Origin of the sequence: Streptosporangium sp. NPDC023963, assembly GCF_040639135.1 — a bacterium.
GTDB lineage: Bacteria > Actinomycetota > Actinomycetes > Streptosporangiales > Streptosporangiaceae > Streptosporangium.
Genome location: NZ_JBEZZK010000016.1, coordinates 94,862 through 115,334, shown reverse-complemented (window position 1 = coordinate 115,334; position 20,473 = coordinate 94,862). Strand labels below are relative to the sequence as shown.

General features: G+C 68.2%; 16 protein-coding genes, 1 pseudogene and 1 riboswitch. Of the genes and pseudogenes, 6 read left to right on the top strand and 11 right to left on the bottom strand.

Annotated features, from left to right (window positions below; all coding sequences use genetic code 11):
* Positions 1 to 49 precede the first annotated feature (49 nt).
* On the top strand, positions 50 to 220 hold the full coding sequence (locus AB0F88_RS34840) for a hypothetical protein (protein ID WP_362694188.1): 171 nt from the start codon (positions 50 to 52) through the stop codon (positions 218 to 220).
* Positions 221 to 328: 108 nt separating this feature from the next.
* Complete coding sequence (locus tag AB0F88_RS34835) at positions 329 to 1,042, top strand: hypothetical protein (protein ID WP_362694186.1); 714 nt, start codon at positions 329 to 331, stop codon at positions 1,040 to 1,042.
* Between the two features lie 404 nt (positions 1,043 to 1,446).
* Here the strand turns inward: AB0F88_RS34835 and AB0F88_RS34830 are convergent, their stop codons facing one another.
* On the bottom strand, positions 1,447 to 2,061 hold the full coding sequence (locus AB0F88_RS34830; RefSeq protein ID WP_362694183.1) for a TetR/AcrR family transcriptional regulator: 615 nt from the start codon (positions 2,059 to 2,061) through the stop codon (positions 1,447 to 1,449).
* 95 nt (positions 2,062 to 2,156) lie between these two features.
* On the opposite strand from AB0F88_RS34830, the gene AB0F88_RS34825 reads away from it, so the two are divergent.
* On the top strand, positions 2,157 to 4,349 hold the full coding sequence (locus AB0F88_RS34825) for an MMPL family transporter (RefSeq protein WP_362694484.1): 2,193 nt from the start codon (positions 2,157 to 2,159) through the stop codon (positions 4,347 to 4,349).
* Between the two features lie 46 nt (positions 4,350 to 4,395).
* Here AB0F88_RS34825 and AB0F88_RS34820 read toward each other — a convergent pair whose 3' ends face one another.
* Positions 4,396 to 4,518 carry a hypothetical protein gene (locus AB0F88_RS34820; RefSeq protein WP_362694180.1) on the bottom strand — a complete coding sequence of 41 codons (123 nt, stop codon included), beginning with the start codon at positions 4,516 to 4,518 and terminating at the stop codon, positions 4,396 to 4,398.
* Positions 4,519 to 4,556: 38 nt separating this feature from the next.
* Between AB0F88_RS34820 and AB0F88_RS34815 the strand changes: the two genes are divergently transcribed.
* Positions 4,557 to 5,057 (top strand): DUF6082 family protein, encoded by a 501-nt coding sequence (locus AB0F88_RS34815; RefSeq protein WP_362694177.1) that lies wholly within the window; start codon positions 4,557 to 4,559, stop codon positions 5,055 to 5,057.
* 18 nt (positions 5,058 to 5,075) lie between these two features.
* Here AB0F88_RS34815 and AB0F88_RS34810 read toward each other — a convergent pair whose 3' ends face one another.
* Positions 5,076 to 5,591, bottom strand: coding sequence for a hypothetical protein (locus AB0F88_RS34810; RefSeq protein WP_362694174.1), 516 nt, complete (start codon positions 5,589 to 5,591; stop codon positions 5,076 to 5,078).
* Positions 5,592 to 6,358: 767 nt separating this feature from the next.
* Here AB0F88_RS34810 and AB0F88_RS34805 point away from each other — a divergent pair.
* Both AB0F88_RS34805 and AB0F88_RS34800 read left to right on the top strand, forming a co-directional pair.
* A complete protein-coding gene (locus tag AB0F88_RS34805) occupies positions 6,359 to 6,607 on the top strand; it encodes a hypothetical protein (protein ID WP_362694171.1) in 249 nt (82 codons plus the stop codon).
* A gap of 177 nt (positions 6,608 to 6,784) precedes the next feature.
* Positions 6,785 to 9,091, top strand: a complete 2,307-nt coding sequence (locus AB0F88_RS34800; protein ID WP_362694168.1) for a hypothetical protein — start codon at positions 6,785 to 6,787, stop codon at positions 9,089 to 9,091.
* 23 nt (positions 9,092 to 9,114) lie between these two features.
* On the opposite strand, the gene AB0F88_RS34795 is transcribed toward AB0F88_RS34800, so the two are convergent.
* The 8 genes and pseudogenes from AB0F88_RS34795 to AB0F88_RS34760 all read right to left on the bottom strand — a co-directional run bounded on the left by AB0F88_RS34795 (position 9,115) and on the right by AB0F88_RS34760 (position 20,388).
* The gene (locus tag AB0F88_RS34795; protein ID WP_362694165.1) at positions 9,115 to 9,726 is read right to left on the bottom strand and encodes a hypothetical protein; all 612 of its coding nucleotides are present in this window, start codon (positions 9,724 to 9,726) and stop codon (positions 9,115 to 9,117) included.
* Positions 9,727 to 9,797: 71 nt separating this feature from the next.
* Positions 9,798 to 10,481, bottom strand: coding sequence for a hypothetical protein (locus AB0F88_RS34790; RefSeq protein WP_362694162.1), 684 nt, complete (start codon positions 10,479 to 10,481; stop codon positions 9,798 to 9,800).
* A gap of 175 nt (positions 10,482 to 10,656) precedes the next feature.
* Positions 10,657 to 11,184 (bottom strand): annotated as a pseudogene (locus tag AB0F88_RS34785) (BREX system serine/threonine kinase PglW); the annotation flags it as partial.
* 367 nt (positions 11,185 to 11,551) lie between these two features.
* On the bottom strand, positions 11,552 to 11,875 hold the full coding sequence (locus AB0F88_RS34780) for an NERD domain-containing protein (RefSeq protein ID WP_362694159.1): 324 nt from the start codon (positions 11,873 to 11,875) through the stop codon (positions 11,552 to 11,554).
* A gap of 166 nt (positions 11,876 to 12,041) precedes the next feature.
* Positions 12,042 to 15,674 (bottom strand): methionine synthase, encoded by a 3,633-nt coding sequence (gene metH / locus AB0F88_RS34775; protein ID WP_362694481.1) that lies wholly within the window; start codon positions 15,672 to 15,674, stop codon positions 12,042 to 12,044.
* 56 nt (positions 15,675 to 15,730) lie between these two features.
* Positions 15,731 to 15,806, bottom strand: a riboswitch (S-adenosyl-L-homocysteine riboswitch).
* 140 nt (positions 15,807 to 15,946) lie between these two features.
* Positions 15,947 to 18,010 (bottom strand): nucleic acid/nucleotide deaminase domain-containing protein, encoded by a 2,064-nt coding sequence (locus AB0F88_RS34770; protein WP_362694156.1) that lies wholly within the window; start codon positions 18,008 to 18,010, stop codon positions 15,947 to 15,949.
* A gap of 734 nt (positions 18,011 to 18,744) precedes the next feature.
* Positions 18,745 to 19,776, bottom strand: coding sequence for a hypothetical protein (locus AB0F88_RS34765; protein ID WP_362694153.1), 1,032 nt, complete (start codon positions 19,774 to 19,776; stop codon positions 18,745 to 18,747).
* A gap of 135 nt (positions 19,777 to 19,911) precedes the next feature.
* Complete coding sequence (locus AB0F88_RS34760) at positions 19,912 to 20,388, bottom strand: Rrf2 family transcriptional regulator (RefSeq protein ID WP_362694478.1); 477 nt, start codon at positions 20,386 to 20,388, stop codon at positions 19,912 to 19,914.
* Positions 20,389 to 20,473 lie beyond the last annotated feature (85 nt).

Below are 20,473 nucleotides of genomic sequence, written 5' to 3'. Positions count from 1 at the left end.
CCGGCGGTAGGGCAGATTCCAGATGAAAAGATCATAGGTGGACAGGTGAGTGGGCCGTTCGGCTCCGGTGACGGTGAGCGGGCGTACGAACGGCATCACAACCGGCACCGTCCCCATCGCGCACAAGACCGTCGACCACCTCGACCACCACGTGCCCCTGCTCCACCCGGAGATCTCGATCAGGTCCGCCTGCGACGCCGACAGATACTCGACGGCCTGATCGACCAATACCGGCGGCCCGCATGGACGAGGCGGACAACCGCGGACCAGAGACCACACCCGGATTTCCGCACCTCACAAGATCTTCGATCCTGCGGCGATCGCCGAGGTGCCGACCGCGGATCCGTCGCGTATCCGCGTCTCTCCGGAATTGTTTCCGCGTGTTTTCGCCGTCTTGCAGGGGCTTGCTCGTCATGTCGAGCGGCGGGAGTATCGGCTTGGGATGCCGTCGAAGAATCCCAAGGTCGCCTGCCACATCCTGATGGACACCCGGCAGCGGGGGGTCGAACTCGCCGAGGAACGGGAATTGACAGATCCGCCACCACCGCGTCCGCCGTTTCGACCGCACAGCGGGCCGCCTCGACGGAAACTTCGTCCGCCTGTAAATTACATGACCGGCCACGAAGAAACACATGATGGGCCGGATTCCGGTGACCGAGTGGCCAATACCGTCTTTACCTCGGCCCGTTTGAAAATTATCCTCGGTCGATCAAAAGATCCGGCCTACAGGAGAAGCATGCAAAAAGGTATTCGGCTCCGCCGGCTCGGCCTCGTCTCAGCGGTAGTGGCGGCCGGCCTGGCGACCACGCCCGTGGCCGCACACGCCGACGGCTATGACACTCCCCGCAGCGCCACCGCCGTGGGGGCGGGCAACACCTACGCGGCCGGGTTGGCGGCGGCCGAACAGCGGGCCAGGGCGGCCGTCCTCGCGGTCGGTCACGACTGCACCCCTGGGACCTATAGCACCGTAATGACCTATGTCTCCCCAGGCGGCGGCACATGGGTCTTCCAGTCCACTCACCAGGCGATGTGCGTCGACTGATCAAGCTCGGCCCCTGCCGGGCAGCGGGGCAGGGTAGCCCCGCTGTCCGCGGCGGAGGCCGATCCGTAGCAGTGCCCGCCCGTCTTCATCGCCAACGCCCCGGCGGAGCATCTCAGCCTGGATCCACCGAGCCGAATCTGACACGAATGCCGTAAAACGCGAGGAATTGCCCTCCGGCCTGGGATGACGGGAGTTCCTGAGGCTTCCGTCAACCAGTTCGAGATGGCACCTCCAAAGTGCACGCCTTTCATGCTCCGGCTTTCGCGCTCCGGTCAGGACCCATGCGATCTTCGACGAGGAGCACCTGATCGCCTGTGCGGGGCCGGTGTCGGTGATGCGGCCGGCCGAGCGCCGCGGTCTGGACGGGCGGGCGGGCGAGCACGTGGCGAGCGCCGACCCGCCCCTCACTCGCCGAGTGCGGGGGTCAGGTAGCCCACCAGCATCGTCTTCAGCTCGGCGATGAGCTCGGCGGAGCGCTGCGGCGGCGCCGAGGCGACAAGCGGCATGACCGCCTTCACCGTCGCCAGCGACATGGTGGCCAGCGTGAGACAGCGCTCCTGGTCCAGGTGCGGGGCGCGCATCGAGAGGACCTGCGCGACGCGCGTGGCGATGCCCGCGTGGAGCTGTTCGGAGGCCCAGGCCAGGCGGTCGCCGGTCGCCGAGCCGTGCAGCAGTGCCCAGTAGGCGGGGCGGCTGCCCTTGAAGTCGGCGATCTCGTCGACGAGTTGGTCGACCAGCTCGGGCAGCGGTGTCCGCGTCACGTCGCCGGTCAGCCGCTCGTTCCAGTGCTGCCGCCTGCCGTCGGTGAACCGGGCGAGCAGGGCCTCCAGGATCTCTTCCTTGTTATGGAAGAACTGGTACAGCGAGCCCGGCGACATCCCGGCTCGCGCGGCGATCGCGTTGGTGGTCGCCTCGGCGTAGCCGATGTCTGCGATCACCTCCTCCGCCGCGTCGAGGATCTCCTCCATGCGTTTGAGGCCGCGCGCCTGGCGGCGTACAGGCTTGCGTGTCTCGACCACGGATCACCGTCCACATTGACAAATGCGAGCTTTTACTTGTATTTCTGATACCAACGCTAAATACGAGTAGTTTACCGACTTCGGGGTTGATCAAGATGATCGTCCGCACCCATGCCCCTCCGGTGGCCGCGCCGCCGGTGCCCCCGCTGCGCCGCCTCGGCTACCTGCTGGTACGGCGCCGCCGCCTGGTGATGATCCTGGCCCTGCTCGGCACGGTCGTCATGGGCACGCTGGCGGCCGGCACCGTGAGCGGGCTGTCCCTCGCCCGCTACGACGCGCCGGGCTCGGAGTCCGACCAGGCGCAGAACGAGCTGGCCGAGCGGTTCGGCACGGGTAGTGCCGACCTCGTCCTGCTCGTCACCGCCAGGGGCGGGAACGTGGACGACCCCGCCGTGGCCGCCGCCGGCCGGGAGCTGACGAGCCGGCTGGCCGCCTTCGACGGCGTGGCCGAGGCCGCCTCCTACTGGTCGCGGGGCACCCCCGCGACGCTGCGCAGCGAGAACCGCGCGCACGCGCTCGTGCTCGCGCGCATCCCGGGGGACGCCAACCTGGTCAGGGGACAGATCCTGCCGCGAATCATCCCCGAGGTGACCCGAGGCGATGACACGATCACCGTTCAGGCGGGCGGCGGGGAGGAGGTCTACCGCCAGACCGTCCCGCTGGCCAGGCAGGACTTCGTGCGGGCCGAGATGGTGATCTTTCCTCTGGTGTTCATACTGCTCTGGATCTTCCTGCGCCGCCTGGTGGCGGCCGTGGTGCCCATCGTGCTGGGCATCTTCGTGATGGTGGTCTCGCTGGCTCTGATCCGCCTGCCGCTGCTCTACTCCGATGTCTCCACCTTCGCGCTCAACCTGACGCTGGCGCTCGGCCTCGGCCTCGGCATCGACTACGCGCTGTTCATAGTCTCGCGGTTCCGCGAGGAGGTACGGCTGGGCCATGACCGGCACGAGGCGGTCGCCAGAAGCGTCGAGAAGGCAGGCCGCATGGTGATCTTCAGTGGGGTGACCGTGGCGGCCTCGCTCGCGGTGCTGCTGCTGATGCCCTTCGACTTCTTCCGGTCCTTCGGCTACGCGGGGATCGCGGTGGTCATCGGAGGAGTGGTCGGTGCCGTGATCGTCCTGCCCGCGGTGCTCGCCGCGATCGGTGACCGGGTGCTGCCCCGCCGTACGAAGGAGGAGAACGGCACGTTCTGGCGCGGCCTGGCCACGCGCGTCATGCGCAAACCGCTGATCTTCGGCGGAGTGGCGACGGTGGTGCTCCTGCTGCTCAGCTCGCCCTTCCTCGGGCTGAACTTCGGCGTCGCAGACGATCGCATCCTGCCCACCTCGGCGCCGGCGCGGCAGACCTCCGAGGTGATCCGGGCGGAGTTCCCCGCGGAGGAGAGCGACGCGCTGCAGGTCGTCTCCGCCGGGGCCGCCGACGCGGCGGAGGTGCCCGGCTATGCGGCCGCGCTGTCGCGGCTGCCCGGGGTCGCCCAGGTGGACTCGGCGGCGGGATCCTATGCCGAGGGGCAGCGGGTCGGCGACGGCGATCCCGGGCGGTTCCAGGGCGACGACGGGACCTGGCTGTCCGTGGTGCCGGCCGCGGAGCTGATGGAGCGCGATCCGGTGGGCCTGGTGCGGGACGTGCGGGCGCAGGCGGCGCCGTTCGAGGTGCTGGTCGGCGGCTACCCAGCAGAGCTCGGCGACTACCGGCAGGCGGTGGTGGACCGGCTCCCGCTGCTGCTCGGGCTGATCCTCGTGGTGACGTTCGTCATCCTGTTCCTGATGACGGGAAGCCTGCTGATCCCGTTGAAGGCCACGGTGCTCAACCTGCTGAGCCTGTCGGTGATGCTGGGCGCGCTCGTGTGGATCTACCAGGATGGGAACCTGTCGGGCCTGCTCGGCTTCACCGCGACGGGCACCCTCGATCCGAGCATTCCCATCCTGATGTTCTGCATCGGGTACGGGCTCTCGATGGACTACGAGGTGTTCCTGCTGTCGCGGATCAAGGAGGAGTACGACCGCACGGGCGACACCGTCGCCGCCGTCACGGTAGGGCTTCAGCGCAGTGCTCCGCTGATCACCGCCGCCGGTGCGATCCTGGCGATCTCCTTCGCGGCCTATGTCACCGCGGGCGTCTCCTTCGTGCAGATGCTCGGCGTCGGGATGGCGGTGGCGATCCTGGTGGATGCCACGATCATCCGGGCGATCATGGTGCCGGCCTTCATGCGGCTCGCGGGCCGGGCCAACTGGTGGGCGCCCGGCCCCCTGCGGCGGCTGCACGCGCGGATCGGGCTGAGCGAGTGATCCGTGCGCGCCCGGTTGTTCGCGCCCACCCGGACGCGCCCGGGGTTCAGGTGAGGTCGCGGGCCCAGATCTGCTCCACGACGGGCTCGCGCTGCTCGGCGACGCCGCACGCGACCAGATCCTGGAGCGGATGAGCGCGGGCCTGTCCGGGGTGCGAGCCGCGTCTCACCAGCCGAAACGGCCCTCGCGGAGGAATCGGACCGAAGAATGATCACAAGAATTCACGCCGTGGATTCAGGCTCAGCCCCGATCAGTATCTTCGGACTTCTGGCCGTATTTCAAGAAACTCAAAGGGACGTTCTGGAAGCTCGAATGCCGCCAGTCGTTCAGCGAGCCGAAGAATTCGAGCCGGCAGGCCCTCGCACGGGGAGAAGAGCTCCGGTAGTGCGAAGCAGACGCCTGCTTAACGGTCCGGCCGGAGCCGGGCGCCGTTTCCTCACTCTCGCGCTGCTCTTCCTGGTGATCCTCGCGCTGCTCGGGTTCATGGTGATCTCCCCCTTCTTTCTCGCGCCTCTGAACGACCAGGCCACTGACTGGAGCAAGCTGAATGACATCGGCCAGCACCACGGAGCCGCATCCGCCGTACTTGCCGCGTTCGCGTTGACCGGTGTCGCACTGTCGCTGATCCTCCAAGCCCGCGAGGCGAAGGCCAACAGCGTCAGGAGTCGGCTCTTGACGGATCGAATCCTCATCGGTCATCACCGCTGACCCAGGGCGATATACGGGTCACCAATCCTCAGAACCGAAAGTTTCCGGGTCGTGGCAGGTATTCCAGACCGCCTCAGCGACCTGGCCAGATATGCGGTCTCGGCGTACGGTGCCGTCCACGTAGGCACGCTCGCTCTGCAACCTGGCAAGTTCGGCCCGAACCTTCCGCTCGGCCTTGGTGATCAGGATCTTTCTATGCTTACCCGCCTGCTTGGCTCCGGATCGGATCCTGTCGTACTCGGCCTGCTTGGGTCGGAGCTTAGCCTCATGATCAGTAATCTGCTTGAGGAGAGCGGCCCGCTCGGCCTCCAGTGCGCGCAACTCGGCTCGCACCGCCTTCTCTTCCTTGCTCACCTGGGACTCTTTGCCGCTGACCTTCCGGCCGGTCTCCTGGAAGATACGGGTGCGTTCACGATCGAAGTTCCTCCACTGGTCGCGCAACTCGTCCTCCCGCTCGGCGATCTCCAACCCGCGTTTCTGCCTGGGGGTCAGTACTTTCGGTGGAACGGAAGATGGGGTGGGAAAGATGCCCATCTGCGCATGGTGGTACCGGAAGGAAAGACTGTCAGCTCAACACAGAGGGCACATTGCCGATACCCGGCAGATACGTAGTCGGCGAAGTCGGCGGCATCCAGGGCCCGCTCCCAGGAGTAGGGCCGCTGGTAGAGCAGCACGACGTACTGTGCCTCGTTCTTGATCAGCGCGCGAAGCTTTGTTGACTTTGCCAGCGCACGAACCCCTTTGGCGGGAATGCAAATTTAGCCCAAGATCCGGCGATCCTCCCATGTTCCAAAACCAGTCGCAAACGCCAGGTAAGCCTATAATCAGGCCATTTTCGCCCCCCTATCAAAAGCCCCTGACTGCCAGTTGCGAAAGCCGCTGAATATGCGCTTTATGGGTTCACTGAAAAACCAGTATCGGATCGCCCTAAACTTTAGGACCGAATACCAGTTGAATTGGATCCATCCAGCACGCCACCAGGACGAGCAGAAACATTTCCCCTCAAATAGCCAATCATGTCATGTAGAGGACTAACCTCTCGCTAGGACAGCGCGAAGCTCCTCTTCCATGACAAAGGCCCTGAACCACCCGATATGACCGCACGAGATAAGCAGACTGGCGCCACAGCTCTGCGGCCGGATGCGTCCCTGCGCGAGCCTGAAAGAAGACCTGGGACCGGTGGCCTTCGGGGATCTTCATCAAGCCTGGAGATACGGTCACGCCCTCAAAAAGGATCACGAGGAGCAGGCCGTCACCGTGTTGCGTGAGCTTTCGGACTGGTGTCAGCGAGAATTGAGAGCGTGATCATGCCAGAGCAGGAGATCAAGGCCCCCGAGCACATCTACACCTGGGTCGATGTGGACGCTCACCTCGCCGCCCTGGCGGCCGACGGTCAGTGGCCGGACTGGCTTCATGAGTGCGACGCTTTCTGGGACGGCCTCGAAGTGACGATCGCCCCGCAGGCTTCGTCCCAGGCGGCCCTGTCCTGGCTAAGCGATGCGTTCGGGGTCAATTCGACCAGGATCCATGACGGGGAGACCGTACTCTAGCTTGACGACGTTCCGGGGCAGCCTTCTGCCAGGCTGCTCCCGATTTCGGTGCGGCAGCGAGAGCTCGAACCGTCCCGACGTGAGCCCCGCTGGAGGGAACGGCGCATCGTCCGTGGTCTCGGTGAACCGCTCCCCCATCCAGGGTCTCCGTTCCCGGGCAATGTGCGGATCGCCGCAATGCACTCCTTCAAAGGCGGAGTGGGTCGCACCCTCCACGGAGTGGCTCTCGCCGACGCCGTAGCGCGGCGCGGCGATCGAGTACTGCTCGTCGACGCCGATCTGGAGGCGCCAGGGATCACCTGGATGTTCAGCGCGTACGGTAAGCGCGTCGACTTTGGCTACGAGGACTTCCTCGCACTGCTCCACTCCTCCGAGGACGGCAGTCCCGACGACGCGGTGAGACTGGGCGCGGCCTATCTGCCGAACCAGATGATCGACAACGTGATCGTCATGCCCACCCGGCGCTCGCTGCGGGACATCGCCCCACCGCGCCTCGAACCCACCGACCTGCTGACCCCGGATCGGTCGATCTACTACCTGACCGAGTCGCTCGCCGCACTCGCCGACCGGCTCGGAGCGCGTACGGTCCTGATCGACCTACGCGCGGGCAGCAGCGAACTCGCGGCTCCCGTCCTGCTTGACCCGCGCGTCCAGCGGATCTTCGTGACCACCGTCAGCAACCAGTCGTTGTACGGCACGCTCCGCACCATCCAGGAACTCGGCCGACGCGCACCGACGCGCGCCGACGACCCGGCGAGCGTGGCCGTCATCACCCAGTTCCGTCAGGAGGGGCACTGGGAACTGGCCACCGACGCGGCGACCCTGCTTCGTGACGCGATCACCGGGACGCTCGAACCGGTCGCTCAGGAAGGTGAGGATCGGACCATTGACCGCGACGTCACGCTGGAGCCCATCTTCAGTGTTTTTCAGGATCGGCTGCTGGCGTTGCCTGCCTCCTGGGAGGCCGTCGTCGATCTGGTCCGGCGTCAGCAGCTCGCGGAACCGCTCGGACCGCTCGTCGAAGGACTCGTGGTTCCGAAGGAACTGAGCCTCACCGACGACGAGTCGGCCACGGACACGATTTCCGTGGTGAAAACCGGCGACCTGGCCTCCCGACGTGAAATCCTCAGCGAGTTCGCCCGGCGGCTCGCGTATGCCGAGACGGCGGACGACACGGATTTCCTGCCGACCGAGTCCCTGCGGAACATGCTCGTCTCTCATCGGACCGAGCCACCGGTGTGCGTGGTCACCGGAGCCAAGGGGTCGGGAAAGACCTTCACCCAGCTCCAGATGTGCTTCCGGAAGACGTGGCGCGACTACGCGCAGGACGTCGGCGTCGAGGGCGTGACCCTGAACGCCCTCCTGGCGCCGGTGTTCGTCTCCAAAAACCTCAGTGACCCGACCGGCGAGCGGATAAGCGAGATCCAGCGAAACGCCTCCGTCTCCCCGAACGCCAAGCCCGCGACCCAGCTCGAACTGCGTGACCTGGTCGACAACGCCCTGCGTTCGGAGCCGACCAACGTCCAGTGGCGCCGAATCTGGCTGACCTGCATGGCACGGGCCGTAGGGATAGACGCCTCTCCCGAGGATGCCGAACAGAAGCTGGTCGACTTCGCCTCGACGAACACCCGGATCTTCCTGTTCGACGGGCTTGAGGACCTTCTCCAGGACCTCCTCGACAGCGATGTCCAGCGACAGGCGCTCCGCGTTCTCCTCGTCGACTGCCTCGACTGGCTGCGCAGTCTCCGCGGCCGACCGCTCGGACTGGTGATCTTCGTCCGGCGTGACCTCGTACAGTCGGCCATCAAGCAGAACTACGGACAGTTCTCCGCGCGATACAGCGACTACGAGCTCAAGTGGAACCATTTCGAAGCCCTGCGGCTCGCCCTGTGGGTCGCGCAACGCTCCGGTGCCCTTCCCCAACACACGCCCGAAGAGGCGGCTTCGGTGAAGAACCAGGACCTCAGCACGGCACTTCACCCGCTCTGGGGAGAGAAGATGGGATCAATAAGGTCCCGAGAAGCCCGCTCAGACGGCTGGTTCCTCGCCGCGCTCTCCGACTTCAACGAGCAGATCCAGGCACGCGACATCGTGACCTTCCTCAAGGAGTCAGCCGCTCTGTCCGTGGAGGACAGCCGATGGCCAGATCGGCTGCTAACCCCGGCGGCGATGAGGAAGGCACTCGTCCAGTGCAGCCTCGACAAGATTCGCGCCATCACGGAAGAGAGCCCGCAGGTCGGGAGCCTCCTCAGGCACCTCGGTAACCTCGCCACGGACAAGAAGAGAATTCCCTTCAGCCCCGAGACCGTCGAGCTGTCGAGCCAGAACCTGGAGATCCTCGCCGCCAACGGGGTCGTCTTCCGTGAGGAGGATCAGTACTGGATTCCCGAGATCTTCCGCCACGGTCTCTCCTTCAAGGCCACCGGTCGGCCGAAGATCCTGGCGATCGCCAACCTGGTACGCCAACGCAACAACCTCGACTGACTCCCCAGGAAGGGATCCGACAACTACGACGCCTTGGAGCGGCGGTGCGTCTCGATCCACTTCGTAGGGATTTTCAGTGCGCTGAGGATGGCGGGGGCTGGCCGGTCCTCGAGGTGCGGTGCGCCGCCCCGCTCGACCGGCAGCAACAGCCACCGGGCCGCAGGCCGGGCGGTCGCCTTGTCCGCCAGTCGTTCCAGCACGGCCAGCCGGTCGTAGCGGGGCAGCGGCGCCGCCTCGACGACCAGCAGCGGCTCCGGTTCGGTGGTCAGCCGTTCCTCCAGCCCGGCCGCCGCGAGGGCGACGAGCCGTCGCAGGTTCGCGGCGTCCTGCGGGGCCGCGCCGGGGCGGTCGGCGCGGCGCACCAGGGACCAGTCCACGCCGAGCGCGTCGGCGGTCGCCCGCATCGCGGTGAGCAGCTCGGCGGTGACGTCGAGCGTCTCGGCACCGAAACGGGTCCTCAGCGCGGGGATGGCGTCGAGGTAGTAGCGGTAGTTCACGCTGAGCGTGACAAAACCCCGTTCCTGGAGCGACAGCCTCATCCGGCGCTCGAAGTCGACGAGTTCCCGGCCCGTCGCGCTCTCGCTCAGGCTCGTCACCGTCCGCCCCCGGGAGGACGACAGGAGGGTCGCCAGCACCTTCCGCGGCTCGTAGGTGCCCTGTCCCCGCGCGAAGACCAGGGGAACCCCGGCTGTCTTGAGCAGCGCGTTCAGCGCGCGTGGCTCCTCACCCGGCGGATCCTCGGGGAAGGGGCCGACCCTCGGGTAGCGCTGCGGAAGAAGGTGATCACCCCGTCCCTGGCCGGTCCGGGCTCGAAGTCGTCAGGGGCGATCGTGACATCGGCGTCGATCACCGCCGGATGGCTGCCGCCGGTGCCGTAGACGGGGGTCCGGCCGGCGGCCATCTCGTGCAGGGTGACCGCCACCGCGTACCGCTCGGCCGCCGCGTCGTAGCGGGGCCGGTGGATCGGGTCGAAGAACGGGTCGAGGTAGGGCGGCGTGCCGACCCCGGTCTGCTCCAGCGGCGCCCTCGACAGGGAGAAGTCGAAAAGCGACAGGTGCACCTCGCGGCTCTTGCCCCGCTCGCGGAAGGCGAGGTTGTCGGGCTTGATGTCGCGGTGATTGACCCCGGCGAGGTCGAGCGCGGCGAGGATCTCCAGCAGGTCCCTGCCCCAGCGGCTGAGGAAGGCGAGCGAGAGCCGCCCCTCGCGGCGGATCAGGGCCGCCAGGCTCTCCCGGCCGGCGTCCTCCAGCAGCAGTGCCGTACGGCCTCCCACCACCAGCGGCCCCTCCAGGCTGCCGGCGATGCGCGGCTCGCGGGCGAGATGCAGGGCCTCGGACTCGTCCAGCAGCCTGCGGCGAGCACCGTCCTCGTCCAGCGCGACCTTCAGCACGACCTGGCTATGCTCGGGATCGCGGACCAGAGGGCGAGGGCGGTGGACCCCTGGCCGAGCCGTTGGAGAACCTGGAACCGGCCGGGCTGCTCCCTGGTGCCGATCGTCGAGCCGGGCGTCGCCTCCAGCGGATCGACCTGCGGGGCGACCTCCTCCTGCAGGAGAAGGTCCTGGATCAGGTTCTCCAGCTCCTGGGCGAACCTCTCTCCGCCGACTCCGTACGCAGGTCGGCGTCGCCCGTCGTAGCGTCCCTGACCAGATCGATCATCGCCTGCGAGGCGCCGTCCAGTCCGACGCCGACATCGAGGCCGCGCTCGCGGGTGAGTCGCTGCTGGAGTTCCTCACCCGTGTCGGCGGGAGCGGCTCCCGTGAAGATCAGGAAGGAGACCGAGCCCAGGCCGAAGACGTCGGCCAGCACCGGGTCGGCGTCCGGGTCGTGGAGCATCTCGGGGGCGAGGTAGCCGTGCGCGGCCCGGTCGGGCAGGGCTTCGAGGGTGGGGGTGCCCACCGCGTAGCTGCCGTGACCGGGCGAGCCCGGGACGAGGCGGCCCGCGGTGTGCCAGTCGCGGATCCGCACGCCGTACTGGCCGAGGGCGAGAGTTCGCACGAAGATGGAGAGCGGGCTGAGCCTGCGATGGACCAGCCGCCGCGAGTGCGCGTAGCGCAGCGTGTTGGCCAGCGTGCGGACAAGTTTGATCCGCTGGTCGACGGAGAGGTCGTCCCCCCTGCTGCATCAGAAAGTGGCCGAGACGCACCTCGGTAGCGTCGTGGTCGAACACGACTGCCAGGCCGCGCTCGTGCTCGTAGGACTCGATCGCGCGGGCGATGCCCGGATGGTTGACGTTCTCCAGAGTGACGAACTCGCGCCTGGCGGCGCGGAAGGTCGCGGCGCGCTCCTCGTCGGAGACGCCCCGGTCGATCGGTAGAAGCGGACCCGCCGGACGCTGTCCAGCATGGGGTGCCGGGCCAGGTAGTCCTGCCAGCCGGGGCCCTCGGCCAGGGGGTGTCGGTCAGCTCCAGGTTGCCGACCCTGCGGTGCCGGACGCTGGGGCGCCCCCCCGCCTTGTTGATCAGTGCTGCCCGAAATGTTTGGCCTTGCTGTCGGCGAGGATGCGTGGGTTGTCCTCGGCTCGGCCGTTGTGAAACCAGGTCTGGTGGTCACCGGTGATCCGGCCAGACCAGTGCTTCAACTCCAGGAGGTAGATGCCGCCCCTGCCGATGACGAGGAGATCGACCTCGTATTGCCGGCCGCTGCGGGTGGTGAAGGTGAAGTTGCTCCACGCCCGGTAGGGGTCGTCGTCATCAAGCCTCGCCCGGATAGCGGCGAGACCGCCCCGTTCGTGGGTGTGCTCGGAGGGCGCGACCTCAATCCAGCACTTGCTGCCGGGCTCCATCCGCTCCTCCGTTCCCCGGCGGAGAGTCGAACCCCGGGAAGGCATTTTCTCCTTGGTCGTTCCTCCCTCCGCAGGAACGCGGTCAGCCCCTGGGTCAGCGAGGTGAATCCCGTCCCCGTCGGTAAGGGACCGTCAACGGCCCACGGCCCCTCACCGACGACTCGGATCAGCTCGGGTCGTAGGCGAGGTTGGGGCGCAGCCAGCGCTCGACCTCGGCGAGGTCCATGCCCCGGCGCCGGGCGTAGTCCTCGACCTGGTCCCTGCCGAGGCGTCCCACGGTGAAGTACCTCGACGACTCGTGGGCGAAGATCAGCCCGCTGACGCTCGCGGCCGGGGTCATCGCGAAGGACTCGGTCAGGCCCATCCCGAGCTTGTCGGCGCCCAGCAGCTCGAACAGCTCCCGCTTCTCGCTGTGGTCCGGGCTCGCGGGGTAGCCGAGCGCGGGACGGATGCCGCGGAAGCGCTCGGCGTGCAGGTCCTCGATGAGGGGATCGGCGTCGGGCTCGAACCAGCCGCGCCGCGCCTGTAGGTGGATGTGCTCGGCGAACGCCTCGGCCAGGCGATCGGCGAGGGCCTTCACCATGATCGAGCGGTAGTCGTCGTTCTGGGCCTCGTAGCGGGCCGCGAGCTCCTCGGCGCCGTGCACGGCCACGGCGAACCCGCCCAGGTGGTCCCCGGCCGGAGCGATGTAGTCGGCCAGGCACCGGTTGGGCCGGCCGTCGGGCTTGGCCGTCTGCTGGCGCAGCATCGGCAGCCGAAGACCGTCCTCGAGCACGATGTCGTCGCCCTCGGAGTGGGCGGGCCAGTACGCGTAGGCGCCCTTGGCCTGGAAGCTCCCCTCGGCGATGATCTGGTCGAGCATGGTGTTGGCGTCGTCGAAGAGCTCGCGGGCCACCGGCTGGTCGAGGATGGCCGGATACTTGCCCTTCAGCTCCCAGGCCAGGAAGAGGAACTGCCAGTCGATCATCGCCCGGAGGGTCTCCAGGTCCGGCTCCACGAGACGGACGCCGGTGAAGGCGGGGACCGGCAGGTCCTCGAAGGAGACCCGCTCGGGGTTCGCGCGGGCCTGGTCGACGGTGAGCAGCGGGGTGCGCTGCTTGTTGGCGTACTGCTCGCGCAGGCGCTCCTGGTCGGCGCCGTTGCTCACGGCCAGCGCCTCGGCCCGGTCGGCGTCCAGCAGGTCGGAGACCACGCCGACGACGCGGGAGGCGTCGAGCACGTGGACCGTGGGGTTGTCGTAGGCGGGGGCGATGCGGACCGCGGTGTGCTGGCGCGACGTGGTGGCGCCGCCGACCAGCAGGGGCAGCTTCAGCCCGCGGCGCTTCATCTCGTCGGCGACGGTGACCATCTCGTCCAGCGACGGGGTGATCAGCCCGGAGAGCCCGATGACGTCGGCGCCCTCGGCGACCGCGGTGTCGAGGATGACCGAGGCGGGGACCATCACCCCGAGGTCGATGACCTCGTAGTTGTTGCAGCCGAGGACGACGCCCACGATGTTCTTGCCGATGTCGTGCACGTCGCCCTTGACGGTGGCGAGCACCACCTTGCCCTGGCCCCGGCCGGTGTCGATGCGTCCCTCCAGCCGCGCCTGCTCCTTCTCGGCCTCCATGTAGGGCTCGAGGTAGGCGACCGAGCGCTTCATCACCCGCGCGCTCTTGACCACCTGCGGCAGGAACATCTTCCCCGACCCGAACAGGTCGCCCACGACCTTCATGCCGTCCATGAGCGGCCCCTCGATCACCTCCAGGGGGCGTGCCTTCTGCTGCCGGGCCTCCTCGGTGTCGGCCTCGATGAAGTCGACGATGCCGTGCACGAGCGCGTACGACAGTCGCTCCTCCACCGGGGCGTCGCGCCAGGCCAGGTCCACGACGCGGCGGGTGCCGGAGCCGCTCACCGTCTCGGCGAAGGTGACGAGCCGGTCGGTGGCGTCCTCGCGCCGGTCGAAGATGACGTCCTCGACGAGTTCGAGCAGGTCGGCGGGGATGTCCTGGTAGACCGCGAGCTGCCCGGCGTTGACGATGCCCATGTCCAGCCCGGCGCGCACCGCGTGCAGCAGGAACGCCGAGTGCATCGCCTCGCGCACGACGTCGTTGCCGCGGAAGGAGAACGACAGGTTGGAGATGCCGCCGCTGGTCAGCGCCCCCGGGCAGCGCTCCTTGATCTTCGGCAGCGCCTCGATGAACGCCTTGGCGTAGCCGTTGTGCTCGCTGATGCCGGTGGCGACCGCGAGCACGTTGGGGTCGAACACGATGTCCTCGGGGGCGAACCCGGCCCGCTGGGTCAGCAGGTCGTAGGCGCGGGCGCAGATCGACACCTTGCGCTCGGCGGTGTCGGCCTGCCCCTGCTCGTCGAAGGCCATCACCACCACGCCGGCGCCGTAGTCGCGGATGATCCGCGCCTGCTCCAGGAACGCCTCCTCGCCCTCCTTGAGGCTGATCGAGTTGACGACGCCCTTGCCCTGCACGCACTTGAGCCCGGCCTCCAGCACGCTCCACCGCGAGCTGTCGATCATGACCGGGATGCGGGCGACCTCCGGCTCGGTCGCGATCAGGTTCAGGAAGGTGGTCATCGCCTGCACGCTGTCGAGCAGGTCGGCGTCCATGTTGACGTCGAGCAGGTTGGCCCCGCCGCGCACCTGCTCCAGCGCGACGTCGACGGCCGCCTGGTGGTCGCCGCCCTCGATCAGGCGGCGGAAGCGCGCCGAACCGGTGACGTTGGTGCGCTCGCCGATCATGACGAACCCGGTGTCCGGGCCGATCTCGAAGGGCTCCAGGCCGCTGAAGCGGGTGCGGGCCGACGGTTCCGCGACCTTGCGGGGCGGCAGGCCGGACACCGCGGCCGCGATCCGCTCGATGTGCCCCGGCGAGGTCCCGCAGCACCCGCCGACGACGTTGACCATCCCCGACCTGGCGAACTCGTCGAGCAGCGCCGCCGTCTCCTCGGGGGTCTCGTCGTAGCCGCCGAACGCGTTGGGCAGGCCCGCGTTGGGGTGGCAGGCGACGTAGGTGCCGGCCAGGCGCGACAGCTCGGCGACGTGCGGGCGCATCTGCTCGGCGCCCAGCGAGCAGTTGACGCCGACCACGAGCGGCTCGGCGTGCCGGATCGCGCTCCAGAACGCCTCGACGGTCTGTCCCGACAGCGTGCGCCCGCTCAGGTCGACGATCGTCACCGAGATCCACAGGGGCAGGTGCGGCGCGACCTCGCGCGCGGCGGCGATCGCGGCCTTCGCGTTGAGCGTGTCGAAGATCGTCTCGATCAGCAGCAGGTCGACGCCGCCCTCGGCCAGCGCGCTGATCTGCTCGGCGTACGCGGCGCGGACCTCGTCGAACGACACCGCCCGGTAGGCGGGGTCCTCGACGCGCGGGGACAGCGACAGCGTGACGTTCAGCGGGCCGATCGAACCGGCCACGAAACGCCCGCCCGCCTCGTCCGCGGCCTGGCGGGCCAGCTGCGCGGCCCGCACGTTCATCTCCCGCACCAGCGACTCCAGCCCGTAGTCGGCCTGGCCGATGCTCGTGGCGGTGAAGGTGTTGGTGGTGGTGATGTCCGCGCCGGCCGCGAGATACTGCCGGTGGATGTCCAGGATGACGTCGGGGCGCGTCAGGTTCAGCAGGTCGGGGTCGCCGGTCACGTCGCGCGGGTGGTCGAGGAACCGGTCGCCGCGGTAGTCGGCCGGGGTGAGCGAGGCTCCCTGCAGCATCGTGCCCCAGGCTCCGTCGAGCACCAGGATCCGCTGACCCAGCAGTTCCCGCAGGGATCGCGCGCGGTCCTCGGCTCCCGGCACGCCACCACCGGGCATGAGGTCGTGGCCCTGCTCGTCGAGCTTCGAAGATCCGTTCACCGGTCAGCCTCCCGTCGTGGGAGGCGCCCTTACCGGAAGATCCAGGCCGAGCGTGGCGGGCCTGAGCCCGTTGCAGCGCCTCTCGGCCTTGAGATCGAGAATACCGAGGGTTGGAACAAGACGCCAAACAACGGTCCACGATTCGGAAAGACCCTGTCCATATACCGTCATGGGCCCCGGTCGGAGCGGTTCGGCGCCGCGGGGTCACGCCGGGCGCCGGTCGGTCGTCGTCATCCGCCTCTCGGCGGGCCGTAGGGCACGGGCGGGCGCGGGCGGTGGCGGCGCCGGTGGTAGGCCAGCACCACGACCACGGCCAGGCCGAACGAGCCCACCCACGCGGCGATGACGGCCATCGCTCGTAACGGTGTCGTCTCCCGTGCCGGGTTCTCCGCGCTCCGGGACGCCCCGGTCAGCCACGTCGACCGGGCGCCCCGGGCGCCGGGCAGCGTGCTCCATCTCCGGCGCAGGTCCGCCTCGGTCGCGGTGCCGTAGGAGACGGTGGTGAAGTCGACGCCGCCGTAGAAGTAGGAGTAGCGGAGGCTACCGACGTCACGGGTCACCTTGAACTCGCCGTTCTTGTAGGAGCGCGCGTAGGCGTCGAAGACGTCGACCGGTTTCCATGGCCGGCGGGAGGTCCAGGGGCCGATGTCGCCGCTGTCGATCAGGGGCGTGAAGGTCGTGCTCGCCGTACGGCTGCGCTTGCGGTACCACTCGGCGGCCACGCGGCTGAGGTAGACGCGCCGCAGCGCCGCGTACTCGGGAGCGGTGTTGACCGCCTTCTCCACCCGGGACAGGATCATCTCGCGGAAGACCCGCTCCGACTGCCTGCTCTGCCGCTCGGACTGCCCCGCGCAGCCCTTGGGGAGGGTCAGGCCGGGGTCGCGGCCCGCGAGATACTCGTTCTCCAGCTTGACCCGCAGCGGCGCGTCGAGGATGTACAGCTCGTCGCCGTGCTCGTGCACGGTGGCCGGGCCCGGCACGATCCACTGCCGGAACACCAGGCATGTGCCGTCGGCGGCCCTCCAGTACCGTCCACCGGTCGCGCTGTCCGGGTGGATGAGCCCGGCCACGGTCTTCTTCATCCGGAAGTCGGCCTCCAGCAGGATCCGGCCGGCGTCGGTCCGGCCCAGGTCCGCGTCGATGATCCGGTCGGGCTCGGAGGGGTTGAGGTTCACCGTGAACGTCGACGGCCGCAGCGCGAGCCAGACGAAGAAGGCGTCGGACGCCTGCCGGGTGACCCTCAGCGCGGTCGCCGGATCGGTGTCCGGGTCGTCTTTCCTCGCTTCCTTCGCGGTCTTCCTGGTGAAGCCGTACCGGACGCCGTCGGGACGGTCGGTGCCCGCGTCGGCGAGGTAGCGCAACTCCAGGGAGGAGAAATCGATACCGCCGTTCGGGTCGGCGGCGGCCCGGGCGAGGCCGGCGTCGTCCGCGTCGCCGGCCGGCGGGGCGCCGAAGGCGTCGTCACGTGGCTGGAAGATCGACGGAACCGACCGCCGGCCCGCCGCGATCTCGTCGGCCAGGGTGTCCGGGTCGGTGGCGAGCACGTCGGCCCGCGTCATGTTGGCCAGAGCCTCTCTCAACGCGGGCAGCAGATCGCCGAAGGGGGAGACGAAGGAGTGGTAGACGGCGGCGTTCGTGCGGAGCAGGCGTGTCCTGCAGTCCGCGCTCCTCGGGCTGCACGGGGCGAGGTCGGTGTAGAGGGCCAGCAGCCGTCCCTCGTCGACGCCCCGCTGGGCGAGGCTCTTGAGGATGCGCCGCTCGGAGTGCTCGATCGCGGTCGCGATCCACTCGACCTGCCCCTTCTTGCCCTTGCGCGTCTTGTTGGCGTTGAACCGGGGCACCACGAGGAGCGCCTTGACCTCGGGCGGCAGGTTCAGCGCCTCGAGCAGGGCGGGGTTCTCCCGGCGCAGCTCGTCGACCGTCCGGAGGAATCTCCGGTCGAACTCGTCGGTGGCGCATCCGGTCACGTCGACGAATCCCACCGCGACGTTGAGGTAGGGGTTGAACGCGCCGTTGCGGTGGTCGCCGAGATCCGGTTCGACGTCACGGCCGAGATCCGGGTCGCGGTCCATGATGTCGCGGTAGGAGAAGCCGACCTGGGCGATGGGGTTGCGGTAAGGGATGTGCGCGGCCGGGGCGCCGGGCTGGGCGAGACGGGGCGGCACGTATCCGGGCGGACACGGATCGGCCGTCCGCGTCTTCGACGCCACCGGCGCGGCGGGCCCCGTCACCCCGGTGACCGAAATCGCGAAGAATGCGATCCCTGCCAGAAATCGTGTCCTCGCCAGGCGCATGATCGGTATTTTACCTAGGCATTCCCGGGGAGGCCAGGAGAGCCTCGGCGGCTCTTTTCTGGAAATCAAACCCATTCATCCGACAACGGGAACCGCCTGCTCCAAATATGACCTTTACCCATCGAATCGCGTCACCCGCCGCCTTACGACGGGATCCTTCCACAGGGGCGGTGACCTGCCTGCTGGGAGCAGGAATCACGCAAGAAGCACAAAAGCGCGATAGCGGAATCAACCGCACCCTGTCGGGGGCTCCATGCCGAAGCGTCGCGCGAAAGATGCGGCCCCCACCTGCTCGCGCAAAAAGCGAGAGAGGGAGATATGGGCGTCGCCAAGTTGGGCGAGAGAGACAAAAGGCCCAGGAGCTGGGGATTGTCATGCAACGCGAGCAGAGATTACGGCCCGCCGGACCATCACGCAGGGCTACTCTTCGTGTCGAAAAAGTAAAAGCGCCGGCGGGTGCTGGCAACACCCCCGGGACACGGCACACGGAGAACATTCCGCATGCGAGTACACCGTACCAAGCACACGACCGGTTTTACGGTCCTGCCGAACTTCTGTCTCAGAGACCGGCGGCTGTCCTTCGCCGCGCGCGGTCTGCTCTCCTCCCTTTTGTCCCATCCCGAGAGCATCCGCCAGGACATCAAGACTCTCGCCGCCGGCAACCCCGAGGGCCAGGAGGCCATCGCGCGGGCCATGCGGGAGCTGATCACCTACGGCTACCCGAATCGACGGCTTCAGGTGTCGCCGCCCGCGTTCCCGGGCCCGCCGCCCCCGAACAGCCTGGCGGTGCGCAGTCCCAGCCAGAACAGCACGGCCAGTACGGCGACCAGCAGGTATTCGATGGCGGGGATGCGGACGATCTCGTCGATCCTGCCGGAACCGCGTGCGCCGTACACCACCAGGACGGCACCGGCGTAGACGGCGGCGAGGACCCATCTGGTGGCGCGGGACAGCCCGAGGCCGTGCATCTGGGTGATCACGAAGATCCCGAGGAAACCGAACAGGAACATCGGCCACATGCCGCCGGGGCCGCTGTTCATCACCGCCACGAGGGTGCCGTGCACGGCGACGAGGAGCTCCAGCGTCGCGGTCCACCAGCGGTTGGTGTGCGCGCGGGTCATGAACAGGCTGCCCTGGAGCAGGAGCAGGAACATGTAGAAGAAGCCGATCAGGTGGCCGCTCGTGTTCTCCATGGGGTGGTACCAGAAGGTGAATATCGCGGCCCAGCTGAACAGGTAGCCGTGATACTTGCGGGCGAATCCCACCACCTCCGTGGAGATGGGGGCGGGACGCCCGGCGAACAGGCCGCGGCGGCCGTTCTCCATCAGCAGGACCACGACCAGCAGCAGGACCACCGACCCCTGCGAGCTGAAGATCGACACGTCCTGGGCGAGCCCGTCGTAGAACAGGTGGGTCTGCAGGGTGTGCAGGACGATGAAGCCGAAGTTGACCGCCAGCGCCACGACGTTCACCCGGTGCAGGCCGCCGGTGTAGCGGCGGACCCTGGTCTGGGCGTAGTAGATCAGCCCCCAGGCGGCGAGCTGGTGGGCCGCGTAGCCGAGCCACGCGGAGGCGCGGGTCCAGGCGGTGGGTTCCGGCAGCTTCCAGTAGTACCAGGAGGCGCCCTGGTCGGGCAGCAGCCGGATGCCGTGCAGCCGATGGCCCAGCAGCCAGACCAGCCCGGTGAGAACCGCGCTGGCCACGACCCCCAGCAGGAGGGTACGGCCGGCGCTCGGGCGGCGAATATCGTTCAGCACACTGAGCATTATGCATTTACTCAGCTTGCTGAACAAATAGGTGGTCCGGCCTCCTCCCGCACGCGCAGCCTCACGCATCGAGGTGAGGAAACCTCGGGAATTCACCCCCTCACAGATTCACCACCTCGGGGGCGCCAGGGGGTCTCACGCCTCGGCCGCGCCCAGCCACGCGCTGATCCCGGCCAGCGCGCCGGGGCCGTAGTCGGAGGTGACGTCGCGGGCCAGGTCGGCCACCGTGACGGATCGCAGGGCGTCCCGCCAGGCGTTCTCGGCACCGGCCATGGCGCGCTTGATGGCACAGGGGGCGGTGCAGGACTCCGGCGAGGCGGCCAGCGGGCCGCGCCGGCGGATCTCGGTGCAGACGAAGGCCGGGCCGGGCCCGTCGACGGCCTCGACGACGTCGAGCACGGTGATCAGCTCGGGAGAGCGGGTGAGGACGTATCCGCCCGCCTTGCCCTGGACCGAGCGGACGAGACCGGCACGCGAGAGGGCCTGGAGCTGCTTGGCGAGATAGCTGGGCGAGACGTCGTGCAGTTGCGCCAGGCGCGCGGCCGGCGCCGGTTCTTCCACCGAGGTCAGGACGACACAGCAGTGCAGAGCCCACTCGACCCCACCGGACATCTTCACCCCTTCACTCTATCTACCCCCCTTTGACTCGGACAAAAAATGTCCGTGTAATGTCTCGGACAACAGATGTCCGAGTTAG